We start from the raw sequence: 16,838 nt of genomic DNA on the forward strand, positions 1-16,838 counted from the left end.
ATTTAAATAAAACAAAAATCAAGCCTCATCTTGACTTGATTTTATTGTTTCGGATTGTAAATTATTTAAAATATCTAGCAGTTTATCATCTTCATTGATATTGGCATGAGTATAAATTCCTAATGTGACTCCTGGATTTTTATGACCAACTCTTTTGCTGACTTCTGTAATGGTTACGCCTTTATTAATCCATAATGATATGCTTGAATGTCTAAAACCATGATTAGTAATAAAAGGGACACCTGATAATTTGATGGCTTTTTGTCTTTTCCTATCTATTGATGTGGTAGGTAAAGTTCTTGGGCCACCAAAAATAAACCAATCATTATTGTATCCTTCTTTCTGTTGCTCCTGTTTTTTTAAGTCTTTTAACATTTCATTAAGGGAACTGCCAACAGATATTCTTCGTTTACTAGAACTTGTCTTTGTAGGTACAATTTCTTCTTTCCTATTATCAGTAACATGGTCTGTCTTCGAAGTTACACTTTTGATAATGTTGATTTTACCTCTCGAAAAGTCATTCCATGTCAAGGCTCTGATTTCCCCTAATCTTGCACCAGTATAGAATAATGTTATAAAAAAGACTTTATAGACATTATCATCTACATATTTGATGAACTGATTAAAATCATTTTCATCCCATATTGTATTCTTTTTAACTGTTTCATTTTTATCTTCTTCTAATGTTTTTTGGAAGGAGGTAAGCGAGACAGAAGGGTCTGAAAATAAATCGTTATATGTCATAGCATGTTTAAATACTTTTTTGAATTTTTGTAGGATATAGTTTTTCGTCGTTGTAGAATATGAAGAATTACTCAACTTTATTCTAAATTCAAAACAATCCTGGGGAGTTATGTTGCTGATTTTCTTGTCTGGGAAATTCTTGATGATAAAATCTTCCATTACTTGCTGACATTTCATATATGTACTATATTTTGATGTCTGCTCAAGATGTTTTAGATATCCTCGTGCTACAGCACAGAAATATTCGTCATTGAATCTTTTATGTCTAAGAACTTTATTTTCAAATAATTTAGCTTCCTTTTTTGTTTTGAAACCTCTTTTTGTTGTATTTTTATATTTAACGTAGTATGTACCACGTAACTTATCTTTATATACGCCCATTTTATTTCCTCCAAATCAGTTTATGCATATTGTTGCAATGGTAATTGTTCAACTAAAGATTCAGCTACCATTTTTTGTTTATAAAAATCAATATTTTTACCTGTAATTGCAAACAAGGCTTCTGCAGGTATTTTTTGATTTGCATTAAAGCTGATATGATGAGAAATACAATAATTCAATGCTTCTTCACGTAGTTGTCTAGCTTTTGGCGCACCACATTCTCTAAGAAGCATTATTTCTTTAATACTGAATTCTTCCTTAAGAGATAATATATATTTTTCTTTCCAATTCATACATCCTTTCTTTTTATTAATATTCATTTGTTTGACCTCCTTATAGGCATGTTATTTTTTAGCTCCTTTCCTGCCTATGTCTATGCTATTATAACATAATCGACTCCACCATTTTGTAAAGTTGACGAATTGTCAATTCAAATTATAAATGATAGAATTAATATTAAAGGAGAGAGCTAAAATGAGAGAGTATGATTGTTACTATTTAACTGAAAAAGTAAAATTGCAAATAGATAAAGCTAATAATGACGCTTATAAAAGAGTAGAACAAATAATGAGAAGATATCAAATGAATCAAAAGCAATTTGCAGAAAGATTAGGGATATCTCCTACTTTGGTATCAAAATGGAAAAGTGGGGAGAAGGAAATTACCCTTCCTCAAATAGAGGTGATAGCAAGAGAGTTTGGGATTGACATGACCTATTTTATAAAAGGAAGTACAGATTATTACGTTGCTCCAGTACAGAAATGTCATGTTGAGCATGGAATGTTTTGTGTATCACCAAGAAAAAAGTTAGCACCAATTGTCGCACCTACACTAATTGTCCTAAAGAGAGATATTCCAAATAATAATGTTTATCTTTTAGAAGATGGTCTTCATGATGCTGCCATTATAGAAAGAATCATGGCTATTGATGAATCTTTAAGCTATATTGAGGAACCAGATTATTATGTTATTGATGATTATGGAAATCTAAATAGAAATTGTGAATATGAAAGTAAAGTGGGTAACGTCTATTATTTTACTAATAAACATGGTAAATCCATAAGTGTACCTGTATCGCTATGTAAAAATCGAGTTGCGATATATATTGATGACCCTCTTAAAGTAAAGAGAGATTATTGTTTAGGAAGATAGACTTCTCTAAGGTCTTCTCTATCTCGTCCGTGGCCTAATTTTTCACTGACATTAGCCCATGCTGTTTTTTGATTATGATGCATGAGCTCTTTGTTATATTCTCTAATAGCCCAATTTTTGCGGATGCTATGGATACTGCTTTTATGATCGTTATATCTTGAGATTCCTAGTTGCTTACATCTGGAATTTAACCATTTATTGACAGACCCTTGCTTAATGTTGAGTATGGGGCTGTCTTTTTTGCATCTTTCTTTATCGGCAATCTCTTTAAGTTTGTTTATGATATCCCGCTGTTCTTTTGATTCTATTGGTAATATTCTTGTCTTTCCGCCTTTTGATTTGTATATAACCAATTTGTCATTTTTTATATCGCAAGGTCTGACTTTAACTGTTTCACTTACTCTAAGTCCAAAAGCATGACTTAATTTAACAGCAATAAAACCTTTGGCATTAGATCTGATGTCGACTATCTTTTGATAATCACTTTCTTTCATGGCAATGGTTCTCATAGCCTCTTTACCACTTGGTATATGTGAAGCTTTCATGTTCATTTTGCAGTTGAACATTGACTCACCTAGCTTTCCAATCTTATCAATTCTTGAAGCATATTGTTTGATAGTATGGGATGTACATGAAGTTCTTTTTGATTCAAGATATCTGTTGACAAGTTCAGGTGTTATATGATTCATTTTTTTAATCTCATTACAGTTCTCTTTAACCCATTTTGAAAAATCCCTTGCTACATCAAGCAAGTTTTCCTTATCTTTATATGAATATACTCTGCATTTCTCGATGTAGTGATCCTCGATTTTCTCATTTCTTTTAGAAATTCCTGGGGTAAAACTATTTAAAACACTCTGTTTCATCTGATTGTATAGATTATGATGACTTCTGCCCAAATTATCACCTCATATTATGCACCAGTGTTTTTCGCCATTATCGGCTCTATTCTTTCGCCGTTAATGGCGACTTTTTAAATTGTAGATTGTTCAGTAAGTAGCTCAACTGCATGGTGCAGGAGCAATTAAGCTCAACAGCATCTTACTATCAAGATGCTGGAGCTAAAATCGTACGAGCGTTTAAGCTTTTCTATTGCTTCTTTTTCTTAGAGTTCCATCTTTTCTGAATACTCCCTCATCGGGTCTGTAACAAGTAATCATTTTATAAAGATGAAAATGATTGTCTCTTGTCTGCTTTTCTATAACAACGTGGTATGGGATTTTATTATATTTGCATTGTATGACAAAGCGGTCATAGAAGGGGGATGTGTTATAGTTACCGACAGGTCTATCCTGAACTATGGTGGAATTATAAGATAGAGCAATTTGAATAAGTCTTTCATCAATGTTTCTTTCTTTCATCCTTTCTTTAGCATGCAACGATATTTGAATCAGTCCGAATTTTGCATACTTCTTTATATTTTTTACTTCTTTTGTAAGTTTCTTTTGATGTAATGACATTATTACTTCCTCCGTTTCGTATAAATTAAAAGACACGCTAAGTATCTTTTGAAAATTTCGTCATATAAAAGAAAAACGAACAGGTCGAATTTCTTTTCTCCTGTTCGTCTAACTTACAATAATATTATACCATGTTCTTATTATCTTGTGGATTTTTTGACTCTCCGATAAAGAAAGCTAACTTCTCATTAATCATTTCTTCGGTTAATCTTTGCTTTTTATATAATTTGCTGATGGGATTTGGCAATGTCGTGGCTTTGATATAATCACCACGTGCTTCATCATATAGATTATATGTGATGAAATCATCAGTCATATGAATATATGTTTTACATCTTCTTCTAAGCTGTTTTATAGGTTCGTGAAAATTGTCATGAAACTTGTCGAATAGAGTTTCAATATCCAAGACTGATGTTAGGATAATATATTGACATTCCAATATTTTATTACGGTAGCGTGATTTGACAGTAGAGGACGTGTTGTTATCTAGCATCTTTAGAAAATCACTTAAGGAGTTAAAGCAGTCTGCTCTCACATCATCAAGTATTAATACTTCTTCTCCACAGTAGTCACTCATGATATCATTGGATGCACTGGAAATATAGTAAGACAAGTTTCTGTCCTCACAGAATTTCTTGGCATAGGTTGTTTTACCACTACCACTGGTACCATAGATGTATATGCATTCTTTATTTATAGATTTATTCCTGATTTTATCCTCATAGTACTTAAAGGCGCTTTCAAAATCCTTTCTGTATTTAACATACATATCTACATCAATATATTGGGTGTAATTGTTTCGTCTGATTATACCTTGGTCTATTTTTTCAATAAGCTCATTCTTAATGTCCTTATTATTCTTTTTGACTTGATATTTATCACGTTCGGCTATCCAATCGTAATTGCTTACGACTTCACTATCATCATATTGATATTTGGATGAAGCATTCCTGTGTGTAGCATATAAAAGAACATCACCCCATTTTCCTATTATCTTATTGATGAAGTTTTCTTTTATATCCAACCAATTAGCGACAGTTGTAAATGTATATGCATTATCAAGCTTAATATAGATATGATAATGAGGGTCTTTAATTGTGTTTGCCTTATGAGTAGAATTTTTCTTTTCATCTTCAATGGTATATATATCTTTATCATGAAGAATATAGAGATAGTATTTAATACTCTTGTTTGAATTTATTTTATTAATAATATCATCAATATTGATATACTCTTTTTTTGAGATTATCTCAAAGTTTCTGTACTTTTTTCTCATATAAGTTACCTCCATTAATATATGTCTGGCAACTGGCAACAGGGAGAACCGCCGAGAGGACAAGCCCGTTCTCGGCGTTTCTTATAGGGGTATGCCTGCTTTGGCAACAGGCAACGGCACTTTTACACCTTTTCCTATAACAACACCTGAACTCTGTTATCATGCTCATCACCAAGCATCTGATGACAGCATTCCATGAACTCTCTAATGGAGTCATGTGGTGCCATGATGATTCCCTCATCAAAGAGTTCTTCAATCGTATGGACACATATGGGATTTCTTGTATGGATGAAGACGATACATCCTCCATCTTCATTTTCAGCAAGTCTTAGGGAATACATGTTATCAATTCCAATCTTCTTTATCTTTTCTTCCATGTCGTTATTCATAGAACAAAAAAAAGAATAAGACGTGCTGAAGAAGATGAGAAAGTTCCTCTTTCTCGTTCCACATACCTTATTCTTTGTCATTATTTCACCACCGAGCATCAAGCTCACTTAAATTCAAAAAGGATCGCAATTATCTGAAACCTTTCTGTACATCTATTATAGCACAGATTTGTGATTTGTGGTTTTTTGAACATTTTACATTTTCTCTCCATATTTCATAACATGATATAATATAGATATGAAAATGAAACGAAATGAGGAGGTCCTAATGAAGAACAAAATGATAGATATTATCGAAGGGATATGCGAATGCAAATCACTGCTTGCAGTGGCAATGAAAAGTGCATATGCTGATATAGATTGTGAGAATCTGGTTACAGCATTAGAGGTAACAAGAAATAAGCTTGATGCAATTATAAACGAATTTGATGGGCTTATTTAAATAGAAAAAGCCAACTATTACATTATAGTTGGCTCTTTGTCTTGCAATAAAACCCCAGATAGTCTGGGGGTGTCTACAGGCTTTAGCGGCGTGGTAACGAAAAATCCTCCGTGATATAATTGATTTGTGGTCTGCGAAACTACAAATCATATTATACAAGGAGGAAATAGTCATGAGTTATTACACAGATGACTTACATAGTTTATCACATACAAAGTGGAACTGCAAATATCATATAGTACTTGCACCAAAGTATAGAAGAAAAGAGTTTTATGATGCAAGAAGAATTGAAATAGGAAAAATATTAAGACAGTTATGCGAATGGAAGGGAGTCAATATAATAGAAGCAGAGGTATGTAAAGATCATATACATATGCTAGTTGAAATACCACCTAAAATGAGCATATCTGGATTTATGGGATACCTAAAAGGGAAGAGTAGTCAGATGATATTTGAAAAATGGGCAAATGCGCGATTCAAATATAGAAACAGAGAATTCTGGTGCCGAGGATATTATGTCAGCTTATGCCGATATCGGCATAAGCTGACTTATACCGATAAAATAATTATGCCGATTAAATTGAAATAATCATTGTATCATCATTAGTTTTTTATTGATTTATCGGCATAAAACATTTTATTGAGTCTATCTTTTTCTTCTTCAGATAAATTTTCATAATCATCTTTTATTTTTTCTCCATTTATCCTTTTCAGTATTTCTCTGATCATTTCCACATCAGTTTCTACATATATTTCGGTTGTCGATTCCTGCTCATGCCCCATAAGTTTTGCTATTTCTGCTCTGGACATGCCACTTCTATACAGTATTGCTCCAAACGAATGTCTCAACATATGCGGATGAAGTTTCGGTATGTCTATGTCAATTTTTCTTGCCATATGACTATATTTTTTTATTATTCGCTGAACATTATCTTGAGACATTTTATGCTTTCGACTATCATGAATCGTATAAACAAGATAATCTTCAGGTGAACTGTTTCGATGGAATAATTCAATATATATTTTCATGTTTTCTGTTAGCTCATTTGTTAGTGGTATGACACGTCTCTTACTTCCTTTTCCAGTTACGATTACATATGGATCTTTATTATTTAGATGTATGTCACTGATTCTACATTCAAGCATTTCATTCAGGCGTGTTCCAGTTGAAAACAGAAAAAGAATAATAAATCGATCACGTATTCCAGTTCTGTTTCTGGATGGTTGCTCCAAAAGTAGTTCCACTTGTTCCTTTGTTATCCAGTTATGCTGTTTCGGTATAATCTTTTTTGTTTTTATTTTACTGACACTTAATTGTAGAGGTACTAATGTAATATCATGATGTGCACAATATCTTATATATTCTTTGATTGATACTAGCTTTATGTTTCTGGTTGCCAGGGAACTACCATTATCCATGACATATTTCAAATATGATCTTATGATGTTGTCATTAATATCGTTGAATATTATCTTCTCAATATCCATATTTAGCACTTCTGTCAGGTATTTTCTAAAAGAATTCAGACCGTTTATATAGGTTTCAATGGTCTTATCACTTTTGAGTTCTGTTTTCATATGTTCAATAAAACTGTTGATATGTATAAAAAACGGTTCAGTCTTCTTCATATGAAACACCAATCCCTTCAGTGATTGCAGACATCTTTTCTCTGTATTCAGGTACAAGCATTTCAACCAAATGCAGATAATACATCGTTTCGTTGACTGATTTATGTCCCATATATTGGCTCAGGTATTTGATCCAGTTTTCAAAACTTTCACCTTCATCCAAACATTTTCTCATACTGTTGACTGCGAATAAATGACGTAGTCCATGCACTGTTGGTTTTATGGAAAATTCTCTATTCAATAAAGTTAACTCAAGCACCTTGTCAAAGAAATCATCAATATTATGTTTAGTCAAACGTGTCTTATCATATGATGGCTGAAAGAAATATTCTCTATTCAAAATGATGCCTGAATATGCATCGTTGAAGCGAATGCATAATTCTTTCATGCTTTCACTCATATAGACCGTTCGATCCTTGTTTCCTTTGGAATGATATATACTAATTGTTCCATTCTTTAAATCAATGTCTTCCATCTTGATATGACATGCTTCTGAATTTCTTAGTCCGCAGGTATAGATCAATCTAAAAATAATGGGAATGATATATTCTCTGTTAGGAGAACGTATATGCGGTTTGATATTATCTGCTCCTCTAAAAAATCGTACCAGCTGATCATCATCAAACAGTGATATCACTTTATGGGGGCCTAATCTGATGGAGTAATCAGGAATATATGCCGATATGCCAATAGAATTCAAATATATACCTAAATATTTTATAGTGCTTATTCTTTCAGAAATAACGTATCTTGATTTTGTTTTTATCGAATATATCCATTCATCTGATATTTCTCTAGTTAATTCTTTTCTGTTTTGATAATGTTTATCATAATATTTGTCCAGCTCCTTTAGTCTTGAATCAAGATAATCAAGTCTGTATCCTAAATGATTGAACATTTTTTTGGTTGGCTCAATATATTGCTTCAAATAACTCATTAGAATAGACCTCCTTCATAGGGAAAAAGATCAATTGATAATGCACATCTTTTCATCTTCTGTTTATCTGTTGACAGATATTTATCAACAGTAGCGTTGTTGATATGACCAAGTGCAGCTGATATCAATGATACATCTGCTCCTGCAGTCAACAGGCTGGAAGCGAATGTTCGTCTTAATATGTGAATTCCAAACTGATTTGGCTGATCTTCTTTTTTTAGAGATCTGAATCTTCTAAAAGTTCTTATTGAAGTATTATGCGTCAATTTTCTAACCTGACCAATTGACATGATGAACACGTATTGACAGTCACATTTTCTTCTTTCATTCAATAGATAATCAATGATTGCCTTAGAAACTTCACTATCAAATGGCAATGATAATGCAACATTTGTTTTTTTCTGGATGATATGGATAGTTTTATTTTTCATGTCAATATTTTCAAACTTGAGATTAAAGATATCGCACATTCTCAATCCGCATCTTAGAGCCAGGAGATAGATTGCTTTGTTTCTTAGGTTGCTGGGGAAATCATGATATGATTCAAGTAACACAGACATCTGTGCATCATTGTAGGTTGTTACTATGCGACGAATATCATTTTTCTTTGTAATGCATGCAAAATGAATATTACTATAGGATGTCAGATTTCTATCTTCTAAATAGCTAATAAATTTTCTAAGACCAATAATTTCTGCAGATATGCCTGCTATCTTTCTATTTTCAAAATGTTCAGATAGAATATAATTCGATATCATCTGATGACTGATATCTTTTGTATTGAACACATTATTGTTTTCTAAATACACGAGAAAGTATCTGGCATCATGCAATCTACATAAAATAGTTTTTGTGGAATATTCTTCATTTTCCAAGAATATCTTATAATCATTTATCACATTAAGATATTCATTAGATTTTGGAATCAAGCAAGGCTGACTGGAATAAATTTTCCATCCATCAAGATTGCCATGATAATTATCGCTTAAAAGACAGGCAACTCTGCGATATCTTTCAACTGTACTTTTGGAAAATTTGATGGTACACTCTTTTAGCCATTGATCGATAATATTGGTTGAATATACACAGTTATTTTGTTTCATTAGATGACCAATAATTTTTACTATTCCATCATATCTTGACAATGTCTTAATTGGATAATCATGATAAGATTTCATTTTTTCTTTGGTATCATCTGCAAGCTCTTTAAAAGTATTAAATTTTGTCATTTGTAATCATCCTCCTTAAGATAATTACAAAAGTTTTATGCCGATAAATCAATAAAAAACTAATGATGATACAATGATTATTTCAATTTAATCGGCATAATTATTTTATCGGTATAAGTAGATACGGTAGGGAAGAATACTAAGAAAATACAGGAATATATTGCAAATCAATTAAAGGAAGATAAGCTAGCAGAGCAATTGGAACTTGAATTGGAAGATCCGTTTACTGGCAAGAAGCGATAGAGAGATTGCAAGACGCAGACCACGTTAGCGCTGTCAAGCGCTGCTCTGAAGGCAGGGCTATGCCCGCAAATGAAAAACCACCGGCTAGGCCGGTGGATATTTATTTTATTTTTCTTTGAGGTGAAGCGGGTATTCCCATTTTTTTACGGTATTTATTGATAACACGTCTAGAACAGTATAAATCAATGTCTTTGAGGGCTTCGACTATTTCTTGATCAGATAATGGATTTTTTTTATCTTCATTGTCAATAAGATCTTTCATTGCTTTTTTTATAGCATCGCTACTATCTCCCGAAGCACTTTTTGATACCAAGAGATTTTTTAATGGATAGATTTCGTTATGGAACATATAATATTTTGAATTTATTGTTCTAGATATGGTAGAAACATGATAATGACATTGTTCTGCCACTTCATCCAATGTACAGCTAACTAGTTCATCATTGTATAAAAAGTGACTTCTTTGAATATTGACTAAAGTATTGGCAACCATAAGTATTGTATGATTTCTTTTTGTAAGATTATCAAGAAAGAAATGGGCATCTCTAAAATAATCTTTCATTTGATGATTATCTTTAACCAATTCATAAAGGTCTTCATTAATATAAAAAGAAAAATCATTGTAGGGTTGTATAATAATATCATTGTTTTCAATAATGATTTCTATATCTGGAATGATAATAGAATCATTTTCATTATTATATTGTTCACACGGAAAAGGTTCGCATAAACGTATATCTTCATATATTTGATTGACTTGATATTTTGTTATATGATACTTTTTTGAAATAGCTGTATAGTTTTTTGAGAGAATGAGATCCTTTGATTCTTTCATAATTTTATATGAAGTATTTAAACCTTTGTGTTTTAATTGAAGACAAATGCTGTCAAAACAATCGAATGCGCCTACACCAATAGGCTCCAATGATTGTAAAATATTCAGATGTTTATCAAAGATATCATTATTTATATTTAAATCATACATGTATTGTTCTTTTGATAAATTGAGAAAACCTTTATTGTCTAAGGATTCAATCAAATATGAAATAATATCATAATCATATTCTTGCTTTAACATAGTTAATTGAAAATATAATTCTTCTTTTAAAGTATGTTTTTGAGCAATGTTTTCTAAATAATAAAAAGAGTCTTCTTTTTTTTCGTTTATTTCTATAAATGGATTGGTTTGCAATAAAGAACGAACCATTGCATGAATATCGTTTTCACTTAGTTTAAGGAAATCTAAAGACTTTTGCATTTTTAAATTTAATTGAAATGTTTGTTTAAACGTAGGATTAAATGTCATTTTTTGTTTCATAATGCCACCTCTTATCTATATATTAGCAAAAATTGTGCCAAAAATAAGAAAAAAATGAATAAAAGATGCTTTAAAAAAATATTCTTGACACGATATTTAAAACCATCTAAGATTGAAAAAGAGGTGACTATAATGGAAGATAAAATAATGACCATTATTAACCAAATAACACACGAAAAACGTTATGAGGATGCCAATGGATTATTAATAAGTGAAAATATAAAAATTGCAAGAAATACTGTGAATATGAGTCTTAATCAACTTTATAAAAAGGGATTATTCATAAAAATTAATTCAAAACCAATATTATATTTATCAAAATCTATACTTGAAAAAGATAATAAAATTATATTTACACAAGATGAGTTTTCTAATATATCTGAATTTTTAAAATATGTAGAAGGAGACCAATTGCAGGATTTTGAAAAACTTATTGGATTTAATGAAAGTTTAAATGATTTAGTTGAATCTATGAAAGCAACATTGTCATATCCACCTCAAGGATTACCAATATTATTGAACGGACCTACTGGTACAGGAAAAAGTATGCTTGCAAAACTAGCCTATGAGTATTGTGTTAATCATAATCTTATAAAAAATGATGCTCGCTTTGTACAAGTGAATTGTTCGGAATATGCAAATAATCCGGAATTATTGAGTGCAAATTTATTTGGATATAAGCGAGGTTCATTTACCGGTGCTGATAAAGATAATATGGGATTATTACATTATGCAGATGGGGGCCTTTTGTTTTTAGATGAAGTCCATTGTTTAAAATCAGAGTGTCAAGAAAAGTTATTCTTGTATATGGATCAAGGTATTTATCATATGATTGGGGATAATGATAAATGGTTAAAATCAAGTTGTCGTATTATTTTTGCAACAACTGAAATTCCTGAAAAAGTTTTATTAAAAACATTATTAAGACGAATTCCTATTGTTTTACAAGTACCTTCTTTAGAAGAAAGGGGAACAAATGAAAGACTAAGTCTTATTTATCATCTCTATCGCCAAGAAGAAAAACGTATACAAAAAGAAATATACATATCAACAAATGCTTATCAAGCTTTGTTGAATTATCATTTTGTAGGGAATGTTGGAGAACTATCTAATGTCATTCAAGCAAGTTGTGTGAGTGCATTGTTTACGCAAAGTGGTCAGCATTTGGAAATTCATGCATCTCATTTGCCGAAACGAATTATTCAACAAATTTCTCCATCAATAATGTTAACAAACAAACATAAAATAATTCAAATTTCAAAATTAGTTCCTGCCTCATCTCAATCTAAAATTATTCAATTTTATCAACAATTAATTGAATCATTTGATAATCATAGAAATGATAATACTATGCAATTAAGAAAGATTGTGGATGTTTATTTTGAAAAAATAGTTTTTAGCAAGAAGAAAAATGATCATTATTTATTAGATACAGTTAATAAAATATTTTCAATGGTTACAAATAAATATGGATTTCATCTTTCAAATAATGAATTGGTTTCTGTAACAAGTTATTTATCAGAATATCAGAAAAATATTAATGAAATATTGACTTGGGATAAACAATATGAGAATAAAGTATATGAATTAAAGGAATATTTAAATAATTATTATCATCGACAATATTTGGTTGCTTTAGAATTATACAAATACTTTAAATACAATATGAATGATTCCTTAGATGATATGGTATTATGTGTTCTCACTATTTTTCTAGATAGATACTTTGATAATGTTGTCAATAATCAAAGATTAGCAATTATTGTTGCTCATGGTTTTTCTACTGCAAGTTCAATAGCAGAAAGCGTTAATAAATTGCTTAATCAATACATCTTTGATTCTATTGATATGCCACTTCATGTTGATGTTAATGTTATTATAAAGAGATTAAATGAATTTTTGAATCATGTTGGAGCATTTAATGAATTATATTTATTAGTAGATATGGGCTCACTCGAAGCAATTTATGAAGGGATTCAAATAAAAAATATCGATATAGCAATGATTAATAATGTTCATACCAAATTAGCTCTACAAATTGGCGAAGGGATAAAAGAACAATTAAGTATGCAAGAGATATTTGAAGATATAGAAAAAAAGCAATCTTATCATGTGCATATAGAAACACATCGTATCAAAGAACCAGTGATTGTATGTTCTTGTGCAACGGGGATAGGTGTCGCTGAGAAAATTAAAACAACGATACAAGAATCACTACCAAAACATTTATCAATAAAACTCATGACTTATGATTATGCATCATTAGTTCAAAATGGATTAGAAGGGCATATGTTTGACGATTATGAAGTGATTTGTGTTGTAGGAACGTTGAATCCTAATATTCCTGGTATCCGTTTTGTAGCAATTGAGGATCTTATTATCAATACAAATTATGAGGATCTTTCCATTTATTTTGAAAACTACATGAGTGAAGAAGACTTAAAAGAATTTAAGAAGAATATTCTTAAGAATTTTTCATTATCAAATATTATGAATATTTTGACAATTCTTAATCCTAATAGCTTATTAGAACAAGTTTCAAAAGGTATTGATAAAATGCAAAGTTTATTAAATATCCAACTTAAAAATCGTACATGCTTTGGGTTATATGTTCATATATGCTGTTTGATAGAGAGATTAGTAACACATAAAAGCATAGAAATCTATTCTAATAGAAATTTTCTTGAAGAAGAACCGCTATTTATTGAATGTGTAAAAAAATCATTTAGTGATGTTGAAAAATTTTATAATGTGGAAATACCAATTGAAGAAATAGGTTATATTTATGACTATGTAAAAAATAATTAGAGTGTGTCTTTATGGCACACTTTTTGCTTATATAAAAGTGATCAAACATTTAATAATAAAAAAGAAAATTAGAAGACTTGGCACGATATTTGCTTGAATAAAAGTGAAAGGAGTTGACAAATTTGATTAAGTTAATATTAGCTTCACATGGTGAATTATCAAAAGGATTGGTTAATTCAGTAAAAATGATTGTAGGAAGTTTAGCCGATGATGTTGAATCATTTAGTCTTTACCCTGGGGAAAATCCTAACGATTATGCTGAAGAATTAAATCAAAGAATTATAAAAGATCAGGAACATCATTATATCATAGCTTGTGATATTAAAGGTGGGAGTGTTTACAATGCTATAGTACAGACGTGTATCTATGACAATGTAGATGTATTATCAGGTATGAATATGAATATGGTTCTTGAACTTGTATTAGCTATTAGCTCCCAAAATGTTGATATAAAACAAATTATTAACAATGCTAAAGAAGGAATTGTATTACAGAACAAATCATTATTAACGAAGAATATTGAGGATGAAGACTTTTAGGAGGAATTTTATGATTAAATGTTTGAGAGTAGATCATCGATTATTGCATGGTCAAGTGGCTTTTTCATGGACAAGCGCACTTGCAGCAGATTGTATTTTAATTGCTAATGATGGTATTATGCAAGATGATTTAAAGAAGATGGCTATTAAAATGGCAAAACCACAAGGAGTTAAATTAGTTATTAAAGATATTAATGATTCTATAAAAGCTCTTAATAGTGGTGCAACTGATAAATATAAATTGTTTATCATTGTGGAAAATGTTGCTGATGCTTATCGTTTGATGACAGAGACAAATATGATTAATAGTGTTGTCTTGGGAGGAACAAAAGCAACTAATGAGACTAAGAATATTTCTAAAGCTGTTAATTTAACAGATCAAGAAATAAACTTAGTAAAAGATTTGATTAATAAAGATTTTGAAGTTGAAATCAGAATGGTTCCAACAGAAAAGAAAATTTTAGCAAAAGATGTTATTTAGAGAGAGGAGTATTATTTTATGTTACAAGCATTTTTGTTAGGTTGTGTAGCTTTTATTGGTAAATGTGATTTAGCTACAGGAACAAATATGATACAAAGACCTATCGTTTTAGGACCATTGGTTGGTTTGATTTTGGGTGATTTGCAAACTGGTATTGTTGTAGGCGCTACATTAGAGTTAGCCTTTTTAGGACAAGTATCAGTTGGAGCTTATATACCTCCAAATGTTATTGTAGGAGGCGTTTTAGGAACTGCATTTGCTATTACAACAGGTAAAGGGACTGAAATTGCTTTTACAATGGCATTCCCTATCGCATTATTAGCGCAGGCTATTGACAATTTTATTTTCTCAATTGTTAGACCATTTATGGGAAGGCTTGCAGATAAATATGCTGCAAAAGGAAACGCAAGAGCTATTTCGATAATTCATATGGGAACAGGATTCATTACTTGCACTGTTTTATTCTTAATTACTTTCTTTGGATTTGCGTTAGGAAGTAGTCAGATGGAAGCAATTGTTAATGCTATTCCAACAGTAATAACTAATGGTTTATCTATAGCTTGTGGATTATTGCCAGGTATTGGATTTGCTATGTTAGCAAGAATGATTATGAATAAAGAAGTTGTACCATTCTTCTTTTTAGGATTTGTATTATCAGCATACTTTGGAGTACCTGTTGTTGGTATTGCAATCATGGGATTAATTGCAGTGTTCTTACGTGTTGATTTTCGAAATAATAATGATCAATTAGCTGTTGAAGGAGGATATAATGATGACGAAGACTTCTAATAATGAAAATACTGTTATTACAAAAAAAGATTTAAGAAAAATGTTTTGGAGATCATTACCTATGGAATTTTCATGGCATTATGAACGTCAAATGCATATGGGATTCTGTACAATGATTAGTGATGGATTAAGAAAAATCTATAAAAATAATCCTGAGGGATTAAAAAAAGCATTACAAAGACATTTAGAATTCTTTAATATTACACCTCATGTTTCTACTTTCGTAGGTAGTATTACACTTGCTATGGAAGAAATGAATGCAAATCAAGATGATTTTGATGAATCTTCAATTAATGCAGTTAAAGCAGCATTAATGGGACCTTTAAGTGGTATTGGTGATTCTTTATTGTTAGGAACATTAAGGGTTTTAGCTGTAGGAATAGGAACATCTTTAGCATTACAAGGGAATATTCTAGGACCAATTCTATTCTTATTAATTTTCAATGTTCCAGCGTTTATTTTAAGATATGTATGTGCCATGAAAGGTTATGAATTAGGAGCTACTTATTTAGAAAAAATTCAAAAATCTGGATTAATGCAAAAATTTATGTTAGCGGCTGCTATTTTAGGAGTTATGGTTATTGGTGGTATGACAAATGAATTGGTTTCTGTAACGACACCTTTAGCAATTGGTAGTGGAGATACAGCAACACAAATTCAAAGTATTTTAGATGGAATTATGCCTGGAATGTTAGGATTAGCAGTTACTGGTATCTATTATAAATTGCTTGGAAAAAATGTGAATGTTATGTGGATTATTATTGGAACAGCAATATTAGGTATTGTTTGTGCACAATTTGGTATTTTAGGATAAAGGAGAGACAAAAATGTTAAATTTCGATGAAAATAGAGTAAGAACAGAACATCAAAATGGTGTCAATTTAATTCCAGAAGTGGAAAAGATTGTAGATAAGATCTGTGAAGATGGTTATTCTAATATCTTCCTATTTGGTATTGGAGGGACATTATTGTATGCTGGACAAATCATGCATACGGCTAAACAATTAGGGTGTAATCTTCC

General features: G+C 30.8%; 17 protein-coding genes and 3 pseudogenes. 10 read left to right on the forward strand and 10 right to left on the reverse strand.

The features are described 5' to 3' along the window. Nucleotides 1–18: 18 nt before the first annotated feature. A complete protein-coding gene (locus B5E87_RS11230) occupies nt 19–1,125 on the reverse strand; it encodes a tyrosine-type recombinase/integrase (RefSeq protein ID WP_087245000.1) in 1,107 nt (368 codons plus the stop codon). A 20-nt stretch (nt 1,126–1,145) separates the two neighbouring features. Further along, nucleotides 1,146–1,445 carry a hypothetical protein gene (locus B5E87_RS11235; protein WP_087245001.1) on the reverse strand — a complete coding sequence of 100 codons (300 nt, stop codon included), beginning with the start codon at nt 1,443–1,445 and terminating at the stop codon, nt 1,146–1,148. A gap of 154 nt (nt 1,446–1,599) precedes the next feature. On the opposite strand from B5E87_RS11235, the gene B5E87_RS11240 reads away from it, so the two are divergent. Next, nucleotides 1,600–2,277 carry a helix-turn-helix domain-containing protein gene (locus B5E87_RS11240; RefSeq protein WP_158095607.1) on the forward strand — a complete coding sequence of 226 codons (678 nt, stop codon included), beginning with the start codon at nt 1,600–1,602 and terminating at the stop codon, nt 2,275–2,277. On the opposite strand, the gene B5E87_RS11245 is transcribed toward B5E87_RS11240, so the two are convergent. The 4 genes from B5E87_RS11245 to B5E87_RS11260 all read right to left on the reverse strand — a co-directional run bounded on the left by B5E87_RS11245 (nt 2,259) and on the right by B5E87_RS11260 (nt 5,390). Then, nucleotides 2,259–3,143 carry a tyrosine-type recombinase/integrase gene (locus B5E87_RS11245; RefSeq protein ID WP_143746577.1) on the reverse strand — a complete coding sequence of 295 codons (885 nt, stop codon included), beginning with the start codon at nt 3,141–3,143 and terminating at the stop codon, nt 2,259–2,261. The two genes, B5E87_RS11240 and B5E87_RS11245, sit on opposite strands and share 19 nt — an antisense overlap. Before the next feature lie 213 nt (nt 3,144–3,356). After that, entirely contained in the window at nt 3,357–3,737 is a 381-nt protein-coding gene (locus B5E87_RS11250; RefSeq protein WP_087245004.1) for a DUF4258 domain-containing protein, read from the reverse strand. A 124-nt stretch (nt 3,738–3,861) separates the two neighbouring features. Next, a complete protein-coding gene (locus B5E87_RS11255) occupies nt 3,862–5,013 on the reverse strand; it encodes a Rep family protein (protein ID WP_158095608.1) in 1,152 nt (383 codons plus the stop codon). Nucleotides 5,014–5,147: 134 nt separating this feature from the next. Next, nucleotides 5,148–5,390, reverse strand: a complete 243-nt coding sequence (locus B5E87_RS11260; protein WP_143746575.1) for a hypothetical protein — start codon at nt 5,388–5,390, stop codon at nt 5,148–5,150. A gap of 280 nt (nt 5,391–5,670) precedes the next feature. On the opposite strand from B5E87_RS11260, the gene B5E87_RS15085 reads away from it, so the two are divergent. Together B5E87_RS15085 and tnpA are read left to right on the forward strand one after the other, a co-directional pair. Further along, complete coding sequence (locus tag B5E87_RS15085; protein WP_158093959.1) at nt 5,671–5,844, forward strand: hypothetical protein; 174 nt, start codon at nt 5,671–5,673, stop codon at nt 5,842–5,844. A 172-nt stretch (nt 5,845–6,016) separates the two neighbouring features. After that, a pseudogene (tnpA, locus tag B5E87_RS11265) lies at nt 6,017–6,364 on the forward strand (IS200/IS605 family transposase); the annotation flags it as partial. Between the two features lie 83 nt (nt 6,365–6,447). On the opposite strand, the gene B5E87_RS11270 reads toward tnpA, so the two are convergent. The 3 genes from B5E87_RS11270 to B5E87_RS11280 are packed head-to-tail and all read right to left on the reverse strand — an operon-like array spanning nt 6,448 to nt 9,639. Beyond that, nucleotides 6,448–7,473 carry a tyrosine-type recombinase/integrase gene (locus B5E87_RS11270; protein WP_087245007.1) on the reverse strand — a complete coding sequence of 342 codons (1,026 nt, stop codon included), beginning with the start codon at nt 7,471–7,473 and terminating at the stop codon, nt 6,448–6,450. Continuing rightward, nucleotides 7,460–8,410 carry a tyrosine-type recombinase/integrase gene (locus tag B5E87_RS11275; RefSeq protein ID WP_087245008.1) on the reverse strand — a complete coding sequence of 317 codons (951 nt, stop codon included), beginning with the start codon at nt 8,408–8,410 and terminating at the stop codon, nt 7,460–7,462. The genes B5E87_RS11270 and B5E87_RS11275 overlap by 14 nt, the downstream gene beginning before the upstream one ends. Beyond that, the gene (locus tag B5E87_RS11280) at nt 8,410–9,639 is read right to left on the reverse strand and encodes a tyrosine-type recombinase/integrase (protein ID WP_087245009.1); all 1,230 of its coding nucleotides are present in this window, start codon (nt 9,637–9,639) and stop codon (nt 8,410–8,412) included. Before B5E87_RS11280 ends, B5E87_RS11275 begins: the two co-directional genes overlap by 1 nt. Before the next feature lie 117 nt (nt 9,640–9,756). Between B5E87_RS11280 and B5E87_RS15460 the strand changes: the two are divergent. Beyond that, nucleotides 9,757–9,882 (forward strand): annotated as a pseudogene (locus B5E87_RS15460) (IS200/IS605 family transposase); the annotation flags it as partial. Nucleotides 9,883–9,982: 100 nt separating this feature from the next. Here B5E87_RS15460 and rpoN read toward each other — a convergent pair. Continuing rightward, entirely contained in the window at nt 9,983–11,200 is a 1,218-nt protein-coding gene (rpoN, locus tag B5E87_RS11290) for an RNA polymerase factor sigma-54 (protein ID WP_087245010.1), read from the reverse strand. Between the two features lie 132 nt (nt 11,201–11,332). Here rpoN and B5E87_RS11295 point away from each other — a divergent pair, with 132 nt between their 5' ends. From B5E87_RS11295 to B5E87_RS11320, 6 genes and pseudogenes are all read left to right on the forward strand, one after another. Continuing rightward, the gene (locus tag B5E87_RS11295; protein ID WP_087245011.1) at nt 11,333–14,008 is read left to right on the forward strand and encodes a sigma 54-interacting transcriptional regulator; all 2,676 of its coding nucleotides are present in this window, start codon (nt 11,333–11,335) and stop codon (nt 14,006–14,008) included. 122 nt (nt 14,009–14,130) lie between these two features. Further along, nucleotides 14,131–14,547, forward strand: coding sequence for a PTS sugar transporter subunit IIA (locus tag B5E87_RS11300; protein ID WP_087245012.1), 417 nt, complete (start codon nt 14,131–14,133; stop codon nt 14,545–14,547). 10 nt (nt 14,548–14,557) lie between these two features. Beyond that, a complete protein-coding gene (locus B5E87_RS11305; RefSeq protein WP_087245013.1) occupies nt 14,558–15,028 on the forward strand; it encodes a PTS sugar transporter subunit IIB in 471 nt (156 codons plus the stop codon). Nucleotides 15,029–15,046: 18 nt separating this feature from the next. Then, nucleotides 15,047–15,817 (forward strand): PTS mannose/fructose/sorbose/N-acetylgalactosamine transporter subunit IIC, encoded by a 771-nt coding sequence (locus B5E87_RS11310; protein WP_087245014.1) that lies wholly within the window; start codon nt 15,047–15,049, stop codon nt 15,815–15,817. Further along, nucleotides 15,798–16,631 carry a PTS system mannose/fructose/sorbose family transporter subunit IID gene (locus B5E87_RS11315; protein ID WP_206399309.1) on the forward strand — a complete coding sequence of 278 codons (834 nt, stop codon included), beginning with the start codon at nt 15,798–15,800 and terminating at the stop codon, nt 16,629–16,631. The genes B5E87_RS11310 and B5E87_RS11315 overlap by 20 nt, the downstream gene beginning before the upstream one ends. Before the next feature lie 13 nt (nt 16,632–16,644). Continuing rightward, a pseudogene (locus tag B5E87_RS11320) lies at nt 16,645–16,838 on the forward strand (SIS domain-containing protein); the annotation flags it as partial.

Origin of the sequence: Massilimicrobiota sp. An142, from assembly GCF_002160725.1 — a bacterium.
In the GTDB taxonomy this organism is placed as follows: Bacteria; Bacillota_I; Bacilli_A; order Erysipelotrichales; family Coprobacillaceae; genus Allocoprobacillus; species Allocoprobacillus merdigallinarum.

Bases quoted from the DNA above. Each gene is read 5' to 3' on its own strand.
- B5E87_RS11230 (WP_087245000.1), bottom strand. From the start codon at position 1,125: ATGGGCGTATATAAAGATAAGTTACGTGGTACATACTACGTTAAATAT.
- B5E87_RS11235 (WP_087245001.1), bottom strand. From the start codon at position 1,445: ATGAATATTAATAAAAAGAAAGGATGTATGAATTGGAAAGAAAAATAT.
- B5E87_RS11240 (WP_158095607.1), top strand. From the start codon at position 1,600: ATGAGAGAGTATGATTGTTACTATTTAACTGAAAAAGTAAAATTGCAA.
- B5E87_RS11245 (WP_143746577.1), bottom strand. From the start codon at position 3,143: ATGAAACAGAGTGTTTTAAATAGTTTTACCCCAGGAATTTCTAAAAGA.
- B5E87_RS11250 (WP_087245004.1), bottom strand. From the start codon at position 3,737: ATGTCATTACATCAAAAGAAACTTACAAAAGAAGTAAAAAATATAAAG.
- B5E87_RS11255 (WP_158095608.1), bottom strand. From the start codon at position 5,013: ATGAGAAAAAAGTACAGAAACTTTGAGATAATCTCAAAAAAAGAGTAT.
- B5E87_RS11260 (WP_143746575.1), bottom strand. From the start codon at position 5,390: ATGGAAGAAAAGATAAAGAAGATTGGAATTGATAACATGTATTCCCTA.
- B5E87_RS15085 (WP_158093959.1), top strand. From the start codon at position 5,671: ATGAAGAACAAAATGATAGATATTATCGAAGGGATATGCGAATGCAAA.
- B5E87_RS11270 (WP_087245007.1), bottom strand. From the start codon at position 7,473: ATGAAGAAGACTGAACCGTTTTTTATACATATCAACAGTTTTATTGAA.
- B5E87_RS11275 (WP_087245008.1), bottom strand. From the start codon at position 8,410: ATGAGTTATTTGAAGCAATATATTGAGCCAACCAAAAAAATGTTCAAT.
- B5E87_RS11280 (WP_087245009.1), bottom strand. From the start codon at position 9,639: ATGACAAAATTTAATACTTTTAAAGAGCTTGCAGATGATACCAAAGAA.
- rpoN (WP_087245010.1), bottom strand. From the start codon at position 11,200: ATGAAACAAAAAATGACATTTAATCCTACGTTTAAACAAACATTTCAA.
- B5E87_RS11295 (WP_087245011.1), top strand. From the start codon at position 11,333: ATGGAAGATAAAATAATGACCATTATTAACCAAATAACACACGAAAAA.
- B5E87_RS11305 (WP_087245013.1), top strand. From the start codon at position 14,558: ATGATTAAATGTTTGAGAGTAGATCATCGATTATTGCATGGTCAAGTG.
- B5E87_RS11310 (WP_087245014.1), top strand. From the start codon at position 15,047: ATGTTACAAGCATTTTTGTTAGGTTGTGTAGCTTTTATTGGTAAATGT.
- B5E87_RS11315 (WP_206399309.1), top strand. From the start codon at position 15,798: ATGATGACGAAGACTTCTAATAATGAAAATACTGTTATTACAAAAAAA.